General features: G+C 69.5%; 17 protein-coding genes and 3 tRNA genes. 11 read left to right on the forward strand and 9 right to left on the reverse strand.

All coding sequences use genetic code 11. From position 1 onward, the window contains the following. Positions 1–17: 17 nt before the first annotated feature. The 7 genes from AC2A1K_RS13515 (at position 18) to AC2A1K_RS13545 (ending at position 3,872) form a co-directional block, all read left to right on the forward strand. The gene (locus AC2A1K_RS13515) at positions 18–896 is read left to right on the forward strand and encodes an alpha/beta fold hydrolase (protein WP_483896823.1); all 879 of its coding nucleotides are present in this window, start codon (positions 18–20) and stop codon (positions 894–896) included. Positions 897–904: 8 nt separating this feature from the next. Next, complete coding sequence (locus AC2A1K_RS13520; RefSeq protein ID WP_483896824.1) at positions 905–2,149, forward strand: serine hydrolase domain-containing protein; 1,245 nt, start codon at positions 905–907, stop codon at positions 2,147–2,149. A 375-nt stretch (positions 2,150–2,524) separates the two neighbouring features. Then, positions 2,525–2,695, forward strand: coding sequence for a hypothetical protein (locus AC2A1K_RS13525; RefSeq protein WP_483896825.1), 171 nt, complete (start codon positions 2,525–2,527; stop codon positions 2,693–2,695). Positions 2,696–2,858: 163 nt separating this feature from the next. After that, the gene (locus AC2A1K_RS13530; protein WP_483896826.1) at positions 2,859–3,524 is read left to right on the forward strand and encodes a TetR family transcriptional regulator; all 666 of its coding nucleotides are present in this window, start codon (positions 2,859–2,861) and stop codon (positions 3,522–3,524) included. 74 nt (positions 3,525–3,598) lie between these two features. Further along, positions 3,599–3,671: transfer RNA gene (locus AC2A1K_RS13535), tRNA-Glu, on the forward strand. A 21-nt stretch (positions 3,672–3,692) separates the two neighbouring features. After that, positions 3,693–3,766: transfer RNA gene (locus tag AC2A1K_RS13540), tRNA-Asp, on the forward strand. A 32-nt stretch (positions 3,767–3,798) separates the two neighbouring features. After that, positions 3,799–3,872: transfer RNA gene (locus tag AC2A1K_RS13545), tRNA-Phe, on the forward strand. Positions 3,873–3,948: 76 nt separating this feature from the next. Here AC2A1K_RS13545 and AC2A1K_RS13550 read toward each other — a convergent pair. Genes AC2A1K_RS13550 through AC2A1K_RS13585 form a run of 8 tightly spaced genes read right to left on the reverse strand, consistent with a single transcriptional unit; the run spans position 3,949 to position 8,324 of the window. Further along, complete coding sequence (locus AC2A1K_RS13550) at positions 3,949–5,181, reverse strand: tyrosine-type recombinase/integrase (protein WP_483896827.1); 1,233 nt, start codon at positions 5,179–5,181, stop codon at positions 3,949–3,951. After that, complete coding sequence (locus tag AC2A1K_RS13555) at positions 5,181–5,366, reverse strand: helix-turn-helix domain-containing protein (protein WP_274280164.1); 186 nt, start codon at positions 5,364–5,366, stop codon at positions 5,181–5,183. Before AC2A1K_RS13555 ends, AC2A1K_RS13550 begins: the two co-directional genes overlap by 1 nt. 3 nt (positions 5,367–5,369) lie before the next feature. Then, positions 5,370–5,720 (reverse strand): hypothetical protein, encoded by a 351-nt coding sequence (locus AC2A1K_RS13560; RefSeq protein ID WP_483896828.1) that lies wholly within the window; start codon positions 5,718–5,720, stop codon positions 5,370–5,372. A gap of 19 nt (positions 5,721–5,739) precedes the next feature. Further along, complete coding sequence (locus tag AC2A1K_RS13565) at positions 5,740–5,943, reverse strand: hypothetical protein (RefSeq protein WP_483896829.1); 204 nt, start codon at positions 5,941–5,943, stop codon at positions 5,740–5,742. After that, positions 5,940–6,149, reverse strand: a complete 210-nt coding sequence (locus AC2A1K_RS13570) for a hypothetical protein (RefSeq protein ID WP_483896830.1) — start codon at positions 6,147–6,149, stop codon at positions 5,940–5,942. The genes AC2A1K_RS13565 and AC2A1K_RS13570 overlap by 4 nt, the downstream gene beginning before the upstream one ends. Continuing rightward, entirely contained in the window at positions 6,146–7,651 is a 1,506-nt protein-coding gene (locus AC2A1K_RS13575) for an FtsK/SpoIIIE domain-containing protein (RefSeq protein ID WP_483896831.1), read from the reverse strand. Before AC2A1K_RS13575 ends, AC2A1K_RS13570 begins: the two co-directional genes overlap by 4 nt. Beyond that, the gene (locus AC2A1K_RS13580) at positions 7,648–7,914 is read right to left on the reverse strand and encodes a hypothetical protein (protein ID WP_483896832.1); all 267 of its coding nucleotides are present in this window, start codon (positions 7,912–7,914) and stop codon (positions 7,648–7,650) included. Before AC2A1K_RS13580 ends, AC2A1K_RS13575 begins: the two co-directional genes overlap by 4 nt. Then, positions 7,914–8,324 (reverse strand): hypothetical protein, encoded by a 411-nt coding sequence (locus tag AC2A1K_RS13585; RefSeq protein WP_483896833.1) that lies wholly within the window; start codon positions 8,322–8,324, stop codon positions 7,914–7,916. Before AC2A1K_RS13585 ends, AC2A1K_RS13580 begins: the two co-directional genes overlap by 1 nt. A gap of 133 nt (positions 8,325–8,457) precedes the next feature. Between AC2A1K_RS13585 and AC2A1K_RS13590 the strand changes: the two genes are divergently transcribed. The 4 genes from AC2A1K_RS13590 to AC2A1K_RS13605 all read left to right on the forward strand — a co-directional run bounded on the left by AC2A1K_RS13590 (position 8,458) and on the right by AC2A1K_RS13605 (position 11,838). Further along, the gene (locus AC2A1K_RS13590) at positions 8,458–9,063 is read left to right on the forward strand and encodes a helix-turn-helix domain-containing protein (RefSeq protein ID WP_483896834.1); all 606 of its coding nucleotides are present in this window, start codon (positions 8,458–8,460) and stop codon (positions 9,061–9,063) included. Further along, the gene (locus AC2A1K_RS13595; protein WP_483896835.1) at positions 9,060–9,476 is read left to right on the forward strand and encodes a VOC family protein; all 417 of its coding nucleotides are present in this window, start codon (positions 9,060–9,062) and stop codon (positions 9,474–9,476) included. Before AC2A1K_RS13590 ends, AC2A1K_RS13595 begins: the two co-directional genes overlap by 4 nt. 431 nt (positions 9,477–9,907) lie before the next feature. Continuing rightward, positions 9,908–10,690 (forward strand): hypothetical protein, encoded by a 783-nt coding sequence (locus tag AC2A1K_RS13600; RefSeq protein ID WP_483896836.1) that lies wholly within the window; start codon positions 9,908–9,910, stop codon positions 10,688–10,690. Then, a complete protein-coding gene (locus tag AC2A1K_RS13605; RefSeq protein WP_483896837.1) occupies positions 10,687–11,838 on the forward strand; it encodes a hypothetical protein in 1,152 nt (383 codons plus the stop codon). Before AC2A1K_RS13600 ends, AC2A1K_RS13605 begins: the two co-directional genes overlap by 4 nt. A gap of 279 nt (positions 11,839–12,117) precedes the next feature. On the opposite strand, the gene AC2A1K_RS13610 is transcribed toward AC2A1K_RS13605, so the two are convergent. Further along, positions 12,118–13,527, reverse strand: coding sequence for a hypothetical protein (locus AC2A1K_RS13610; RefSeq protein ID WP_483896838.1), 1,410 nt, complete (start codon positions 13,525–13,527; stop codon positions 12,118–12,120). Between the last annotated feature and the right edge of the window lie 66 nt (positions 13,528–13,593).

Below are 13,593 nucleotides of genomic sequence, written 5' to 3' on the forward strand. Positions count from 1 at the left end.
GGGCAGGATTCCCGCCCGTGACCGCTGCTGCTCCCGGACCCGCGTTCGTCCCCGACACCCTGGTCGCCAACGGGGTGCGCCTGCACTACCGCCGCGGGGGCTCCGGCCCGCCGGTGGTGCTGCTGCACGGCTGGCCGCAGACGGGGCACTGCTGGCGCCACGTCGCCCCGCCACTCGCCGCCGACCACACCGTGATCGTCCCCGACCTGCGCGGCTACGGCGCCAGTGACAAGCCCACCGGCGGCATGGACAAGCGCACGATGGCCGCCGACATCTCGGCGCTGGTGCGGCTGCTCGGCCACGAGCGGGTCGCCGTCGTCGGGCACGACCGTGGCGGGCGCGTCGCCCACCGCTGGGCGCTCGACCGGCCCGACGAGGTCACCCGGCTCGCGGTCCTCGACATCGCCCCGACCCGGGCCACCTGGCAGCGCATGGACGCCGAGCTGGGCGCCAGGTACTGGCACTGGCTCTTCCACCTGCAGCCCGACCTACCCGAGCGCCTCGCGGGCGCCGACGTCGAGGGTTACCTGCGGTACTTCCTCGAGAAGTGGACCTACGCCCGCGAGGGCCTCGAACCGTCGGCGATCGCCGAGTACGTCCGCGCGTTCTCCCAGCCCGGCGCCCTGCGCTGCGGGTTCGACGACTACCGCGCCGACGCCGTCGACTCCCGCCACGACGAGGAGGACGTCGCCGCCGGCCGCCGGGTCACCCAGCCGCTGCGCGCGCTCTGGGGCGCCGAGGGCGTCATGGGCCAGACGCTGCCGATGCTCGAGCTGTGGCGGGAGTACGCCGACGACGTGTCGGGCCGGGCGATCGAGCGGTGTGCGCACTTCGTGCCCGAGGAGCGGCCGCAGGAGGTCATCGAGGACTTGCGCGCCTTCCTCGCGGCGGCATAGTGGCGGAAGTGAGCAGCCCCCTGAAGATCGAGGCCGATCCCGAGGAGCTGGGCTTCGACCCGGCGCGACTGGCCCGCATCGACGACCACTTCGCCCGCTACGTCGACGACGGCCGCCTCGCCGGATGGCACACGGTGGTCGCCCGCGAGGGGAAGGTCGTCCATTCGTCCACCGTGGGACAGCGCGACGCCGAGGCGGGCCTGCCCGTCACCGACGACACGCGCTGGCGCATCTACTCGATGTCCAAGCCCATCACGTCGGTGGCGGCGCTCATGCTCTGGGAACGCGGCGGCTTCGAGCTCACCGACCCGATCAGCCGCTGGCTGCCGGAGTTCGCCGAACCGCGCGTCTACGTCAAGGGGTCGTCGGGCAAGCCGCTGCTGGAGGCGGCCACCGAGCCCATCCGCGTCTGGCACCTGCTGACCCACACCGCCGGGCTGACCTACGGCTTCCACCACGCCCACCCCGTCGACGAGCTGTACCGCGCGGCGGGCTTCGAGTGGTCCGCGCCCGCGGGGCTCGACCTCGCCGGGATCGTCGAGGCGTGGGCGCGGCTGCCGCTGGTGTTCCAGCCGGGCACCGAGTGGAACTACAGCCATGCCACGGACGTGCTGGGCCGGCTGATCGAGGTCGTCTCCGGACAGCCGCTGGACACCTTCCTGGCGGAGAACGTCTTCGGTCCGCTCGGCATGACCGCCACCGGCTTCGTCGTCGACGACGCCGAGCGGCTGGCCCAGCTCTACGTCCAGAATCCGGCGACCGGGGGCTTCCTGGCCGCCGACGCGGCCGGCATGGGCGCCATGGCCCGCGAGGTGCTGGAACCGACGTGGCTCGGCGGCGGAGGCGGGCTCGTCTCGACCGCGGCGGACTACCACCGCTTCACGCAGATGCTGGCCGGCCGCGGCGAGGTCGACGGAGTCCGCCTGCTCGGCAGCCGCACGGTCGACTACATGGGCCGCAACCACCTGCCCGGCGGTCTCGACCTCGAGCAGGTCGGGCGACCCCTGTTCGCCGAGATGCCCTTCGACGGTGTCGGGTTCGGGCTCGGGGTCGCCGTGGTGACCGATCCCGTGCGCTACCGCACGCACGCGAGCGTCGGCGAGATGTCCTGGGGCGGGGCCGCGAGCACCGCGTTCTGGGTCGACCCCGCCGAGCGCATCACGGCGATGTTCTTCACCCAGCTGCTCCCGTCGAGCGCGCACCCGATCCGCACCCAGCTGCGCGGGCTCGTCTACCAGGCCCTCGTCGACTGAGCCGTTCGCTCCGTGTGTGCGGGCCGGACGCGGACGCCCGGTGCCGTCCCGCGACGACCGTCTCGGACGTTCATTGTCGCGCTCCGTGACCGGGCGGCGACGAAGTGAGCGGCCCGTGCACGACACAGGCGTCACTCGGGAAGGGGGCTGCATCAGCGCGGCCGTGTGGGTAGCGTCGCCTCGACTCGGACGAGGGATGGCGGCGGGCACGAAGCGTGACCGACGGTGTCGCTTGTCCGGGTGATCCCGCCGCGCGAGGTGATGCAGCGGGTCGGGACCAGGCGGCCACCGGGAGCCAGCATGAATGCGACGTCAGGACCTCGGCGACGACCGAACGGACCTCATCCTGAGCGGGCGGCGGCGGACGAGCCGTCGGTGCCCACCCAGCGCACCGCCGCGGACGTCTACGGGGTCAGCGACGAGCAGGTGCACCGCGCGCGCATCGCCGTGGCCCGCAACTCGCTCGACTCCGACGACTGCCGCGAACTGCTCGACATGCTCGGCCTGATCGGCGAGGGGGGCGACCCGCCACCGGTCCGGCGCTGACGGCGGCGGTCTCGCACCGAAGTCGTCGGAGTTCGGACGACTCCGGTGTGGGCCCCGTCCGTGAAAGGGCGGGCCGCTACCGTGGCCGCCGATGTCGGACACCGTTGATCCACCGCGTCACCCACCTGAGGCGCGCGGCGATCCCCCGCGCCAGGCGCGAGCGGTGGCCACCCGCAGCGCGATCCTCGCCGCGGCGGCGGAGGAGTTCGCCGCGCGCTCGTACCACGAGGCCTCGCTGTCGCGGATCCTCGAGCGCAGCAAGGTCACCAAGGGTGCGCTGTACTTCCACTTCGTCTCCAAGGAGAGCATCGCGACCGCAGTGGTCGACGAGATGGAGCGGTTGTGCCGCGAGCTCGTCGACCGCTGCGCCGGGCTCGGACTCGACCCGCTGCGGACCGCGACGCAGATCGCCCGCGAGATGCAGGACGCCCTCGAGGGCCCGGCCCTGCGCGCCGGTCAGCGGCTCTGCGCCGAGGGGCTCGCCGGTCCCGAGCGCCCGGGATGGCCCTTCAGCTTCTGGGAGGAGGTCTTCACCGACCTCTTCGAGCGAGCGGCCGCGGCCGAGCTGCTCGTCCCGTCGATCGATCCGTCGGCATTCGCCCGCACGATCGTCGACGTCTCCGGCGGCGCGTTCGCCGCGTCGCTGGCGGTCAGCGGCCTCACCGATCTCGCCCACCGCGTCTGCGCGAACTGGGAGCTGCTCCTCGGCACCGCCGCCGATCCCGCCTGGCTCGAGGCGTGGCACGCCGACGGGGGCATGCGCGCCGTGCTCGGGCCGCACCTGGTCCTGGGGGTCGCCGACGGCAGGGGGTGGGTGCCGGGCATCTGAGACCCGTCACCTATGCTTGGCGTGCTCCCAACGGGTACGCCGTTGGCGGGTAAGGTCCTCAGCCAGAGGGTCGCGCCCCCATCGTTCAGCGGCCTAGGACTCCGCCCTTTCAAGGCGGCAACGCGGGTTCGAATCCCGTTGGGGGTACGGTAGGACGAGCACGATCAAGGCCCAGTGGCGCAGTTGGTTAGCGCGTCGCCCTGTCACGGCGAAGGTCGCGGGTTCGAGTCCCGTCTGGGTCGCTCTTCCGGTCGAGGTGGTCCCTCGGCCGCCCGGCCAGGTAGCTCAGTTGGTACGAGCGATCGCCTGAAAAGCGATAGGTCGGCGGTTCGACCCCGCCCCTGGCCACCCCGCTCACCAGCATCGACGCCGGTGAGGCTCTCCGCTGAGTGATCCACTACAGCAGCCCGTGTAGCGATGGGTCTCACAGGTCCTCCCACTCGATCGCGTCGAGCGCCTGGCGCATGGCGTCGAGGTTGGTGTGGGCGTAGATCGCCATCGTGATGTCGACGTGCGCGTGGCGGGCGATCGCCTGGACCACGTGCGGCGGGGTGCCGAGGTCGAGCAGCAGGCTGACCATCGTGTGCCGCAGGTCGTGGAGCCGGACGTCGGGCATGCCGGCCCGCTCGCGGAGGATCGCGAAGTGCCGGTTGAGGTTCCTCGGCTCCATGGGCGTGCCGATGGTCGAGGGGAACACGAGGCCGCGGTCCTGCCAGGCCTCTCCGGCGTCGGAGCGCTCCTTCTCCTGCCGCTCGCGATGGGCTTCCAGGACGCGGCGGGTGACCTTGGGCAACGGGATGGTGCTCTCCGAGGCGTCGGACTTGGCCGGACCGACGTAGAGCTGCCCGGCGGCCCGCGCCACGGTCTGGGCGACGGTGAGGGTGGCGCGCTCGAAGTCGACGTCCTCCCAGCGCAGGCCCAGCAGCTCGCCGTGGCGCAGCCCGAGCGTGGCCGCGGTGGCGTAGAGGGCGTACCAGCGTGTCCCCTCGGCCTCCTTGAGCAGCGCCTTGGCCTGGTTGACCCGTAGTCCCTTGCCGATCTTGTACTTCGGCGTCGAGACCTTGACCAGCTTGGCGACGTTGCGGCTGACCAGCTCCTCGCGCTCGGCGTTGCTCAGCGCGTTGCGCAGCACCGCGTGGATGTACTGGACCTGCCGGGGCGACGGGTGCCGACCGCAGCACGGGTGTCCGTCACGGCAGCACGGGTCGGCGCCGGCCTTCCGGCGGGCGTTGCGCCCGTTGGTGCAGCACAGGCACTTGGCCCGGACCACGCCCATGAAGTGCCGGACGTCGGCGCCGGTGAGCCGGTCGAGACGCTTCTTGCCCAGCGCCGGGACGATGTGCAGCCGGACCACCGACTCGTACCCGTGGAACGTCGTCAGCCGCTTCTCCTCCTTCACGACCGACAGCCAGTGATCCAGGTACTCGCTGACGGTCATGGTCCGGTCCGGGACGGGGATGCCCTGCTCGTTGTTCGACTGCAGCCGGACGAGCTTGGCGCGCGCCTCCTCGAAGCTGCGGGCGTACCGGGAGCGGCGTTCGATGCGTCCCGACGAGACGTAGACGTAGGCCGAGGCGACCCACAGCCCGTCGCTGGACCGCTGGTAGATCGAGCCCTCGCCGTTGACCTTCCGGCCCTTCTTGCGCTCCCCGGCCATCACACGACCGCCTGGGCGTCGAGGAGCCGTGCGACGTACTCCTCCAGCGAGGCCCGCGGGATGCGGCGGGAGCCGCCGATCTTCACCGACCGAAGGTCCTGGTTGCGAAGCAGGTCGTAGACCTTGCAGCGGCTGATCTTGAGGACCTCCGCGGCCTCCTCCGCGGTGAACAGCAGTGCGTCCATGGATCAGTCCTCCGGTGCCGTGTGGCGGCCGAGGTGGCCGAGGTGGTTGTGGGCGGTGGTGAGGTGATCGCGGGCCTGGGCGACGGCGGCGCGGGCGTCGTCGAGGTGGCCGTGGGCGGTGTGGAGCGCGGCGGCGGGGTCGCGTCCGCGGTCGTCGTAGTGGGCGGTGGGGTCGGCGCGGCGCAGCGAGCGGGACAGGTAGTCCAGGAGCTGCGGGAGCCGGCCGGCGAGTTCGGCGAGTCCGCCGAGCACGGCGTAGGACTCGGGGCCGTCGAGCGGTCCGCGCATGGTGGCGTGGTTGGCGGCGCGGACGGCGTTGCTGGCGGTGTCGATGTGTTGGGCGAGGGCGGTCACGGGTGGTTTCTCCTTGGGATCAGTCGGAGGCGGCGCGGGTGATGCCGTCGCCGATGCCGCCGGCGATGGCGGCGAGGACGTCGCCGACGCCGGCGATGAAGCCGGGGGCGACGACGCCGAGCAGGACGACGGTGATGACGCCGAGTGCGAGGGCGGGACCGACGGCGCGGCTCTTGGCAGCGATGACGGTCAGCAGGCCGGCGATGATGACGGCGGCGATCACGAGGTCACCTCCTGCCGGACGCCGGCTCGGACCGGGGCCGGGCGTCGGATGGGCTGTCGCTGCGTCGCCGTCCGCCGCCGGAGTCGGCCGATCAGGGCCAGCAGCCCGCAGGCGAGGTAGGCGGTGGCGACGAGGCCGGCCATGACCAGGAACAGCCAGCGCGGGGTGTCGCTGGTCAGCAGCGCGGCACTCAGGACGCTGCTCATGACGCGTCCGTGCGCTTGTCGGGGCGCCTGTCGTTCCGGGTGGTGTCGCGCTGTTTGGTGACCAGCTCGGGGACGTCTTCGTGGGTGGGGGAGGCGTACTCGGTGGCGAGCCAGCGCATGCCGGCGTCGTCGTGGAAGTCGGCGCGGACTTTGATCGGCTCGTGGCGGTCTTCGTCGTCGACGACGTAGGCCATGCCGGGGGTGTCGAGGTCGATGTCCTGGCAGCGGGCGCCGCGGTCGTGGGCGGTGTCGCCGAGGACCATGGCGACCTCGGTGGGGCTGTCGAGGCGCAGGCCGACCTTGACGGTGAACAGGTTGCGTAGCTCGAGGACTTCCTTGCGGGGGTCCTGGACGAGCCCGACCACGGAGAACCCGGGGGCGCGGCCCTTGCTCAGCAGGGTGCCGAGGGCGACGCGGGCGCGTTCTTTGAGCGCGCGGTCGACGATGTAGCTGGTGAGGGACGCGATCTCGTCGATGATGATGATGTGGAACGGGTCGTCGATGGTGGGCCGGTGCAGGCGGGTCCGGCCCTGCAGCAAGGTGCAGCGGGCCATCACGAGGGCGGCGGTGTGTTCCAGGGCGGCGACGAGCTCGGCTTCCGAGCGCCAGGCGAACATGTGGAGCAGTTCGGGGTACATCCCGAACTCCATGCCGCCTTTGGGGTCGACCCCGATGACGCGGACCCAGCCGTCGGCGATGGCGGGGGACAGGGCCCAGAGCAGGGCGGTGACGATCGAGCCCTTGCCGGCTCCGGAGGCGCCGGCCACGAGCAGGTGCCGGCCGAGCAGCCGCAGCGCCCAGGGCTGGCCGTCCTCGCGACGTCCGATCGCCAGGCGGGTGAGGTCGACCCGGTTGCGGGCGTGGTGCTGCTGCTCGGCGAGGGTGTCGTGCAGGACGACGCGCAGCAGGCCCCAGGTCCGCACACGCGGGTGCCGGGTGACGCGGACGTCGAGCGCGGCCCACTCGGAGCGGAGCCCGTCGGCCTGGGCGGCGATGGTGTCGAGGGTGACGCCGGGGCAGAGCTGGACGGTGAGGACGTCGACGTGGTCGCCGAGCCCGACCCAGAGAAGGCGGGGGACGACGATGCGGTGGGCGGCGTCGGTGGCCTTGATGCCGCAGGCGGCCATGACGTCGTCCCAGACCCAGCGGTAGCGCAGCCGCCGCCAGAAGCGCTCGCCGCGCCGGACCAGGTGGCGGGTCCAGGTCCCCGGTGAGCAGCGGGCCCAGGCCCACGCGCCGCCGGCCGCCAGGGCGGCGACGCCGGAGACGCCCCATGGGCCGAGCACGAGCCCGGTCACGATCAGCAGGGTGACCACGGCGCCGAGCGGGGGGACGTAGACGAGGCCCCAGAGGCCGATGACGGTGGCCCACACCGCCCAGCGCAGCAGCGCGAGGGTCCAGTAGAGGGCGGTCGCGAGCGGGCCGTGGTCGCGCTCGATGAGGGTGCGCTGGATGTCGGCGCGGCGGCGGATGGTCTGGCCGCGCCACAGGGTCGCGCTCATCGCCCACCACTGCCGGAGGAGGAGCGGCGCGGGCCGCGACGGCGGCGCTGTTCGCGCGTGGGCGAGCCGGACACCTCGACCTGGGTGACTTCCCAGGTGCTCGACCCGCAGGCCGGGCAACGCTCCTGGGAGAGCTGGACCACGCCGTCCCCGTCGTCGTTGATCGGAGCCGGCTCCCACTGCTCGGTGCAGTGGCGAGCCCGGCAGGTCAGCACGAGGACGTCGAACAACGAGCGCGTCGCGACGCGCACCGGGGCGCCCATCAGGCCACGTCCTTGGGCGCGGTGTCCTTGGGTGCCGGGGCGGGCTTGCTGGGCGCCGAGGGGACGCGGACGGCGTCGGCGGACAGGTACAGCTCGATGCCCTTGCCGGTCTTGGCGGGCCGGATGAAGGCCTCCAGGCCGTCGAACTCGACGGGCTCGAACTCGGGCAGCTCGGGGACCTCGTAGGAGCACACGCGGACGGTGTGGGTCTCCTTCTCGCCGTTCTGCCCGGTGGGCAGCAGGACGCCGATGAGGTTGATCGGCTGGCCGGTCTCCTCGTCGATAGCGGTGGAGCCGGCCACCGGGCGGCGGCCGTTGGGGGTGTCGTCCCAGCGCGGTGGCTGCACCACGTCGCCGGTCGCGATCACTCGGGTGCGGGTGGCGTCGATCGCCAGCGAGCACGAGTACATGTCTCCTCCGTCAGGATGCAGGACTGATACGGCATGACTAGTACGGCAGAGAGTGCGCCTCTTACGTCCGACGTGTCAAGCCGCATACGGCAGGTCTCTTGCCTTATTCGTCTGACCGGGGAGGATGTCGCGCGTGGATGTGTCGGAGGTGATCAAGTCGCAGCGCGCGGCGCTGCAGCTCTCGCAGGGGGAGCTGGCCAAGGCGGCCGGCGTGAGCGTCCGGCAGCTCGCCCGATACGAGGCCGGCGAGCAGCAGCCGACCCTCTCCGCGGCCGTCTCGCTTGCAGATGCGCTCGGCATCTCGCTGGCCCGCCTGGCCGGGCAGGTCGACTACGGGCTCGACCTCTCCGGGCAGTGGTGGTGCTCCTGGCAGACCTGGAAGGAGGGCAAGCCGCGCGTCGACACCCACTCGCTGGAGGTCGAGCAGCGCGGGGAGCTGCTCCACCTCGACGCCGAGCGCGCCATCGCGGTCGCCGAAGGCAGCTACCAGTGGCACGGCGAACTGCGCCTGTGGGACCAGGAGGCCCTCATGGGCTGGTACCGCTCCACCGACGCCGCAGTCCGATCGAAGGGGACGATGTACCTCGTCCTGCACCGTCACGGCACCCACGCCTGGGGCCGCTGGGTCGGCATGAGCTACGACGGCGCCGTCATCACCGGCTGGGGCTCCCTTGCGCGTACGCAGGAGCACTCCGCGCAGATCGTCCAGGACCTCATCGACGAGGACGAGGCCCGATGACCGAGCTACGCAGCCGCGTCGCCCAGTTCGTCATCGATGTTGGCGACCTCGACGAGGGCGTGGCCTTCTGGTCCGCCGTGCTCGACGCCACCGAGGAGACCCTGCGCGCCGACAGTCAGCCCGTCTACCGCCGGCTCAAGCTCCCCGACTCCGACATCCGCATCCTGCTCCAACGCACCGACGACCCCAAGACGTCGAAGGAGCGCATGCACCTCGACCTCGAAACCACCGACGTCGAAGCCGAGGTCCAACGCATCGAAGCCCTCGGCGCCACCCGATGGGACCACCAACAAGAACGAGGCCACGACTTCTGGGTGCTCCACGACCCCTGGCAAAACGAATTCTGTATCTTGCCGACTGAGTTTTCGACGCTCCTGAAGCGACGCCGGCCCTTCGCGTTGGACTATGAGTGAGCGGGTAGGTCTCGTAGTCGGTGCCACAACCAGAGCGACACGATGGACCACCGAAGCCTCAGTTACTCAGCGGCCGTCGTTACCGGCCCGACCGGCTCGGCGACCGTCGTCTCTGGACGCTGTTACATGTCATCCCCGCCGAGCCTCAGGCTCAGCCAAAGCTGCTTCGCTCCAACTGATCGCGCCCCTCGCGCTTGTTGCCGGTCAAACGCCGCGCCGTTATCACGCTATCACTCAAGAAGAAGACGCAGCCGGGCAACGCAGCAACCGGGCGGCGAGCACGTTATGTAACCATCCGAGCACCCACCGTATAGGCGCTCAGCAATAGGAGGACACTTCCGCAGCCACCCGAGGGGCGCTATTGTGGTGCGCGTCACGGCGGGTCGGCGGCCACATGCCCGTGGCCGACGAGACATTGGGGGGGATGCCGGGTGGCAAGTGCCGCTGAGCAGTATGTCAAAGAGATTGGTCCGAACTTCAGGTTCACACCGACCTGGCCTCCAGGCGTTCGTGTTGCACTAGGAGACATTGGGAAGGTCGACGACGAGGGTGTCTTCGCCCGGGAGAAGACGCTCGGCGATTTCGGTATTTCCATGGGACCGCCTGACAAAGGCCGGTCCACAGAGACATACCGCTACGCGAGTGCTGGCTCAGTGAACTTTCAGTTCAAAGCAAAGGGGAAGACCTCCGACGCACTGCCGAACGTGCCATCAGCCGAAGCGGGGGTCAGTGTGGAATTCTCCCGCGACAACGCGGTCGTTTTCTACGCCGATGACGTGACTCACTATCAGCTTCCCGACTTGCCGAAATTGAAGGACGAGATCGTCTCGCTAATCAATCAAGGCCAGTGGGATCGCGATTGGGTCGTAGTAACGTACGTTCTCCACGCATCGTCAACGACGGCGTTGATCTCGCAGGACGCAGGTGCGGGCATGGAGTTTGCAATCTCGGCCGACGTGGAGGCAGGCGGCATCGAGCTGCTTACGGCGAACGTAGGATTGAGGTCGGTCTCAAGCCGCGCGATGCAGTTGTCTATCGTTGGGGCTGGCGATTCTACGCCGCTCTTTCGTGCTTATCGCGTCAAGAGACGGTGGTTCTCAGGGCGCGTCGAACTGCGGGCCACGTTCAGTGATGAATTCGCTAGTCGTCAGCGAGAGTCAGACGACGACCTGTTCGAGAATGTCCCCATCTATGGGGAGAGCGGTACGAGGTGACGGCGGGTATCGTTGTCATGAACAGCGGTGCAATTGCTATCGCCGCAGATAGTGCAGTTGAGATCGACTATGGCGGGGGTCTCAAACATTACCGCGGTGCCAGCAAGCTGGTTGCTCTTCACGATACTGAGCCCGTTGCCGCTATGTGGTACGGCAGCCCAAGCTATCTCGGCTTGCCCTGGGAGCTGATAATCAAAGACTTCAGGCGGGATCGTCCAGAAGCCTCCGACACGCTAGAGGGCTACTCGGCGGCGTTTATGAAATACCTTGACGAGGAAGTTCCCGCATGGGCACCGAATTTGCAGCGAGACAAGCCTACTGCTGCGATAGTCGTTGAAGACCTGCTGCGCAGCGTTAGTCGAGCTCTCGAGCGGTCCTCGGCCTCGTCGACAATAGTGATCACGGACGAGATTAGTCGATGGAGGTCCACTCAAGGCCGGACTCGTCGAGTGATCGACGACGAGAACCTACTCGCCGCGTCCGAACTTCTTGAGTGGCTCGACGGCGAGATTTCAACTCTTTCCGAGGAGTTCGGAGGACTCGAGGAAGCCGGGAAGCAGGCGCTTCGCGACGCAGCGCAACAAGCTTGGACTCATCTAGCTGAACGCGAGCCCGCCCATACGGGCCTTGTCTTCGCTGGCTTCGGCCAGAAGGAGCGCCTTCCTTCGATGAAGCCGTACCTGATCGGTGTACCCGTCGGGCCACATACTAGGAGGTACGCAAGCAGGCGGTCGGCGGTTTCAGCAAGAGCGCCGGCCCTGATCGCACCCTTCGCCCAAAACGATCAGGTGAAGATGTTTATGGAGGGCATTCATCCATCTATGAAAGATTGGATTGCGGACGAGCTTGTGGACCTCGGACTCGACGAGGTCCACACGAAGCGTCTTGAGCGTCGACTTGATGATCACATCGACGCACATGGCCGGCCAGTAATTGACGCAGTCCGTTTCTTGCCGAAGGCAGACTTGGCGGAATTCGCGCGTTCTCTTATTGCGTTTACGGCCTTTCGTCTTAAAATGTCTCTCGCGGCCGAGTCGGTAGGCGAACCGATCGATGTTGCGGTGCTGTCTCGGTCGGAGGGCCTAGTTTGGATCCATCGGGTACACTACTTCTCGCCAGAGTTGAACCCCCGGTGGGGACGAGGATGAGGGACGGTCGCCATGCGCCTCAGTGAGCTGGTCATCGACCCCTTCGAGGGCTTCGATGATGGTGACGAACAGCGAGACCGGGAGGGACGGCGCTCCAGCAGCTCCCGATACCGTGACGGGGGAGACAGCAAGCGTCGCCGCGACACCCAGGAGAGCTCCCGCGGACCAGAGGCACCAGACGGCCGCTGACCAAGAGACGGCGGCACCCGCCAGCCGGGAGCTCGTGATCTAGGTTGCGGGAGTGTTCTAGGCGCGTGAGCCGATCACGACGGCGGTGGCTCATTGTGGGTGTTTGACAATGCGACCGTTCTCAGGCAGCGCCACCGTGGTGGCTTCGAGCCAGCGGAGACCGTGTACACGTAGCCACTCTCCGGCGCCGCGGAGCCCGTGTTCCTCGCTGTAGTCGAGGAGCTCGCATTGCCGACCGGTGTACTCGATCCACTCCCAAGACTCGCGTTCGATGACGAGCAGGACCTCCCCTCCGAGGTCCTCTTCCGCCAGTTCGTCGTCGCTGCGCTCCTGCCCGAGGTCGGCGAGCTTCCGGAGGTCGTGTCGTCCCCGTGACCATGTGAGCTGCTGTCGACGTTGGGAAGCTGCTTCCCATTCCCACCAGCGGGCTAGGTCTTCGACCCGGTAGGTGTCGACGGCGTCGGCGAGGAGCTGCATCGGGGTCCGGACGCCCTTGCGTCGGCCTTCCTTGTGATGGCTGCCGGTGACTTCGTGGGCGAGCTTGGTGAAGTAGTCGGCAAGGTCGCCGTCGCCGAGGCGGACCTTGCGGACGTCCCAGCCGTGCTCCTCCGAGGCGTCGAACCCGTTGCGCTCCAGCGCGCGGCACCAGCGGCCGAAGGCGAGGGCGCAGACGGTCTCGCGGACCAGCGCGACCGGGACGTCGCGGCCGAAGCAGAGCAGGGCGTGGATGTGGACGTGCCAGCCGTTGCCGTGGCGGCGCTGGGAGCAGTCGGGGTCGTCGCAGACCTGGAGGCCGTCGGTGACCTCGACGACCTTGGCCCAGCCAAGCAGCCCGCCGAACATCTCCTTGTCGGCCTGCCACTGCGCGCCCTCGGTAACCGCCTTCCACCCGTCGGCGCAGGCGTCCCAGCAGCCACGCCGGGCCCTGATCTCGGCCTCCTCGATCGCGTCCGCCTCGGCCTGGCGCTCGTCGACGTGCCAGCCCTGGGCCTCGGCGTCGTCGCGTTCAGCCTGGGCTTCGCCGAGTTCCTCGAGGCGCTCGCGGTCGCGTTCCTCGAGGCGGGCCAGCCGGTCGGCGTCCTTCTTGCTCAGCCGGCCGGCCTCGCGGCTCTTGCGGCGCTTCTCCAGCAGCGACAACCGCTCCCGGTCGGCCATCGAGAGCCCGAGCCGGTCACCGGCGCCGTGGCGCATCGTCAGCGTCAGCATGAACGCCGAGCCACCGGCGGCGTCGACCGCGCGCATCACCTGGGACAGCTCGTCGGCCCGACCGGTCGCGATCTTCGCTGCGCACTGCGGGCACACCCAGACCGAGCCGCATGTGACCAGGCCGCCGTAGCCGGCGGTGCGGGTCCCGTCGGCGTTCTCGGTCACCGCCAGGGTCGGGCCGGCCTCGGGGTTGGTGCAGTAGCCGCACCGGCGGACGCGGCCGATGCTGGTGATCTTCCGGAGCTGCGCGCGACGAGACCACCGATGAGCCCGCTTGGCCCGCGCCTGGGCCACCCGCTCGACCGTCGGGGCGCCCGACTCCTGACGACGGCGGCGCCGGTGGTGAAGGACTGCTCGCCC

This window comes from Actinomycetospora sp. 2LY8.5 (assembly GCF_057180585.1).

Coding starts and splice junctions, on each gene's coding strand:
- AC2A1K_RS13550 (WP_483896827.1), bottom strand. CDS start 5,181: ATGGCCGGGGAGCGCAAGAAGGGCCGGAAGGTCAACGGCGAGGGCTCG.
- AC2A1K_RS13555 (WP_274280164.1), bottom strand. CDS start 5,366: ATGGACGCACTGCTGTTCACCGCGGAGGAGGCCGCGGAGGTCCTCAAG.
- AC2A1K_RS13570 (WP_483896830.1), bottom strand. CDS start 6,149: ATGAGCAGCGTCCTGAGTGCCGCGCTGCTGACCAGCGACACCCCGCGC.
- AC2A1K_RS13575 (WP_483896831.1), bottom strand. CDS start 7,651: ATGAGCGCGACCCTGTGGCGCGGCCAGACCATCCGCCGCCGCGCCGAC.
- AC2A1K_RS13580 (WP_483896832.1), bottom strand. CDS start 7,914: ATGGGCGCCCCGGTGCGCGTCGCGACGCGCTCGTTGTTCGACGTCCTC.
- AC2A1K_RS13585 (WP_483896833.1), bottom strand. CDS start 8,324: ATGTACTCGTGCTCGCTGGCGATCGACGCCACCCGCACCCGAGTGATC.
- AC2A1K_RS13595 (WP_483896835.1), top strand. CDS start 9,060: ATGACCGAGCTACGCAGCCGCGTCGCCCAGTTCGTCATCGATGTTGGC.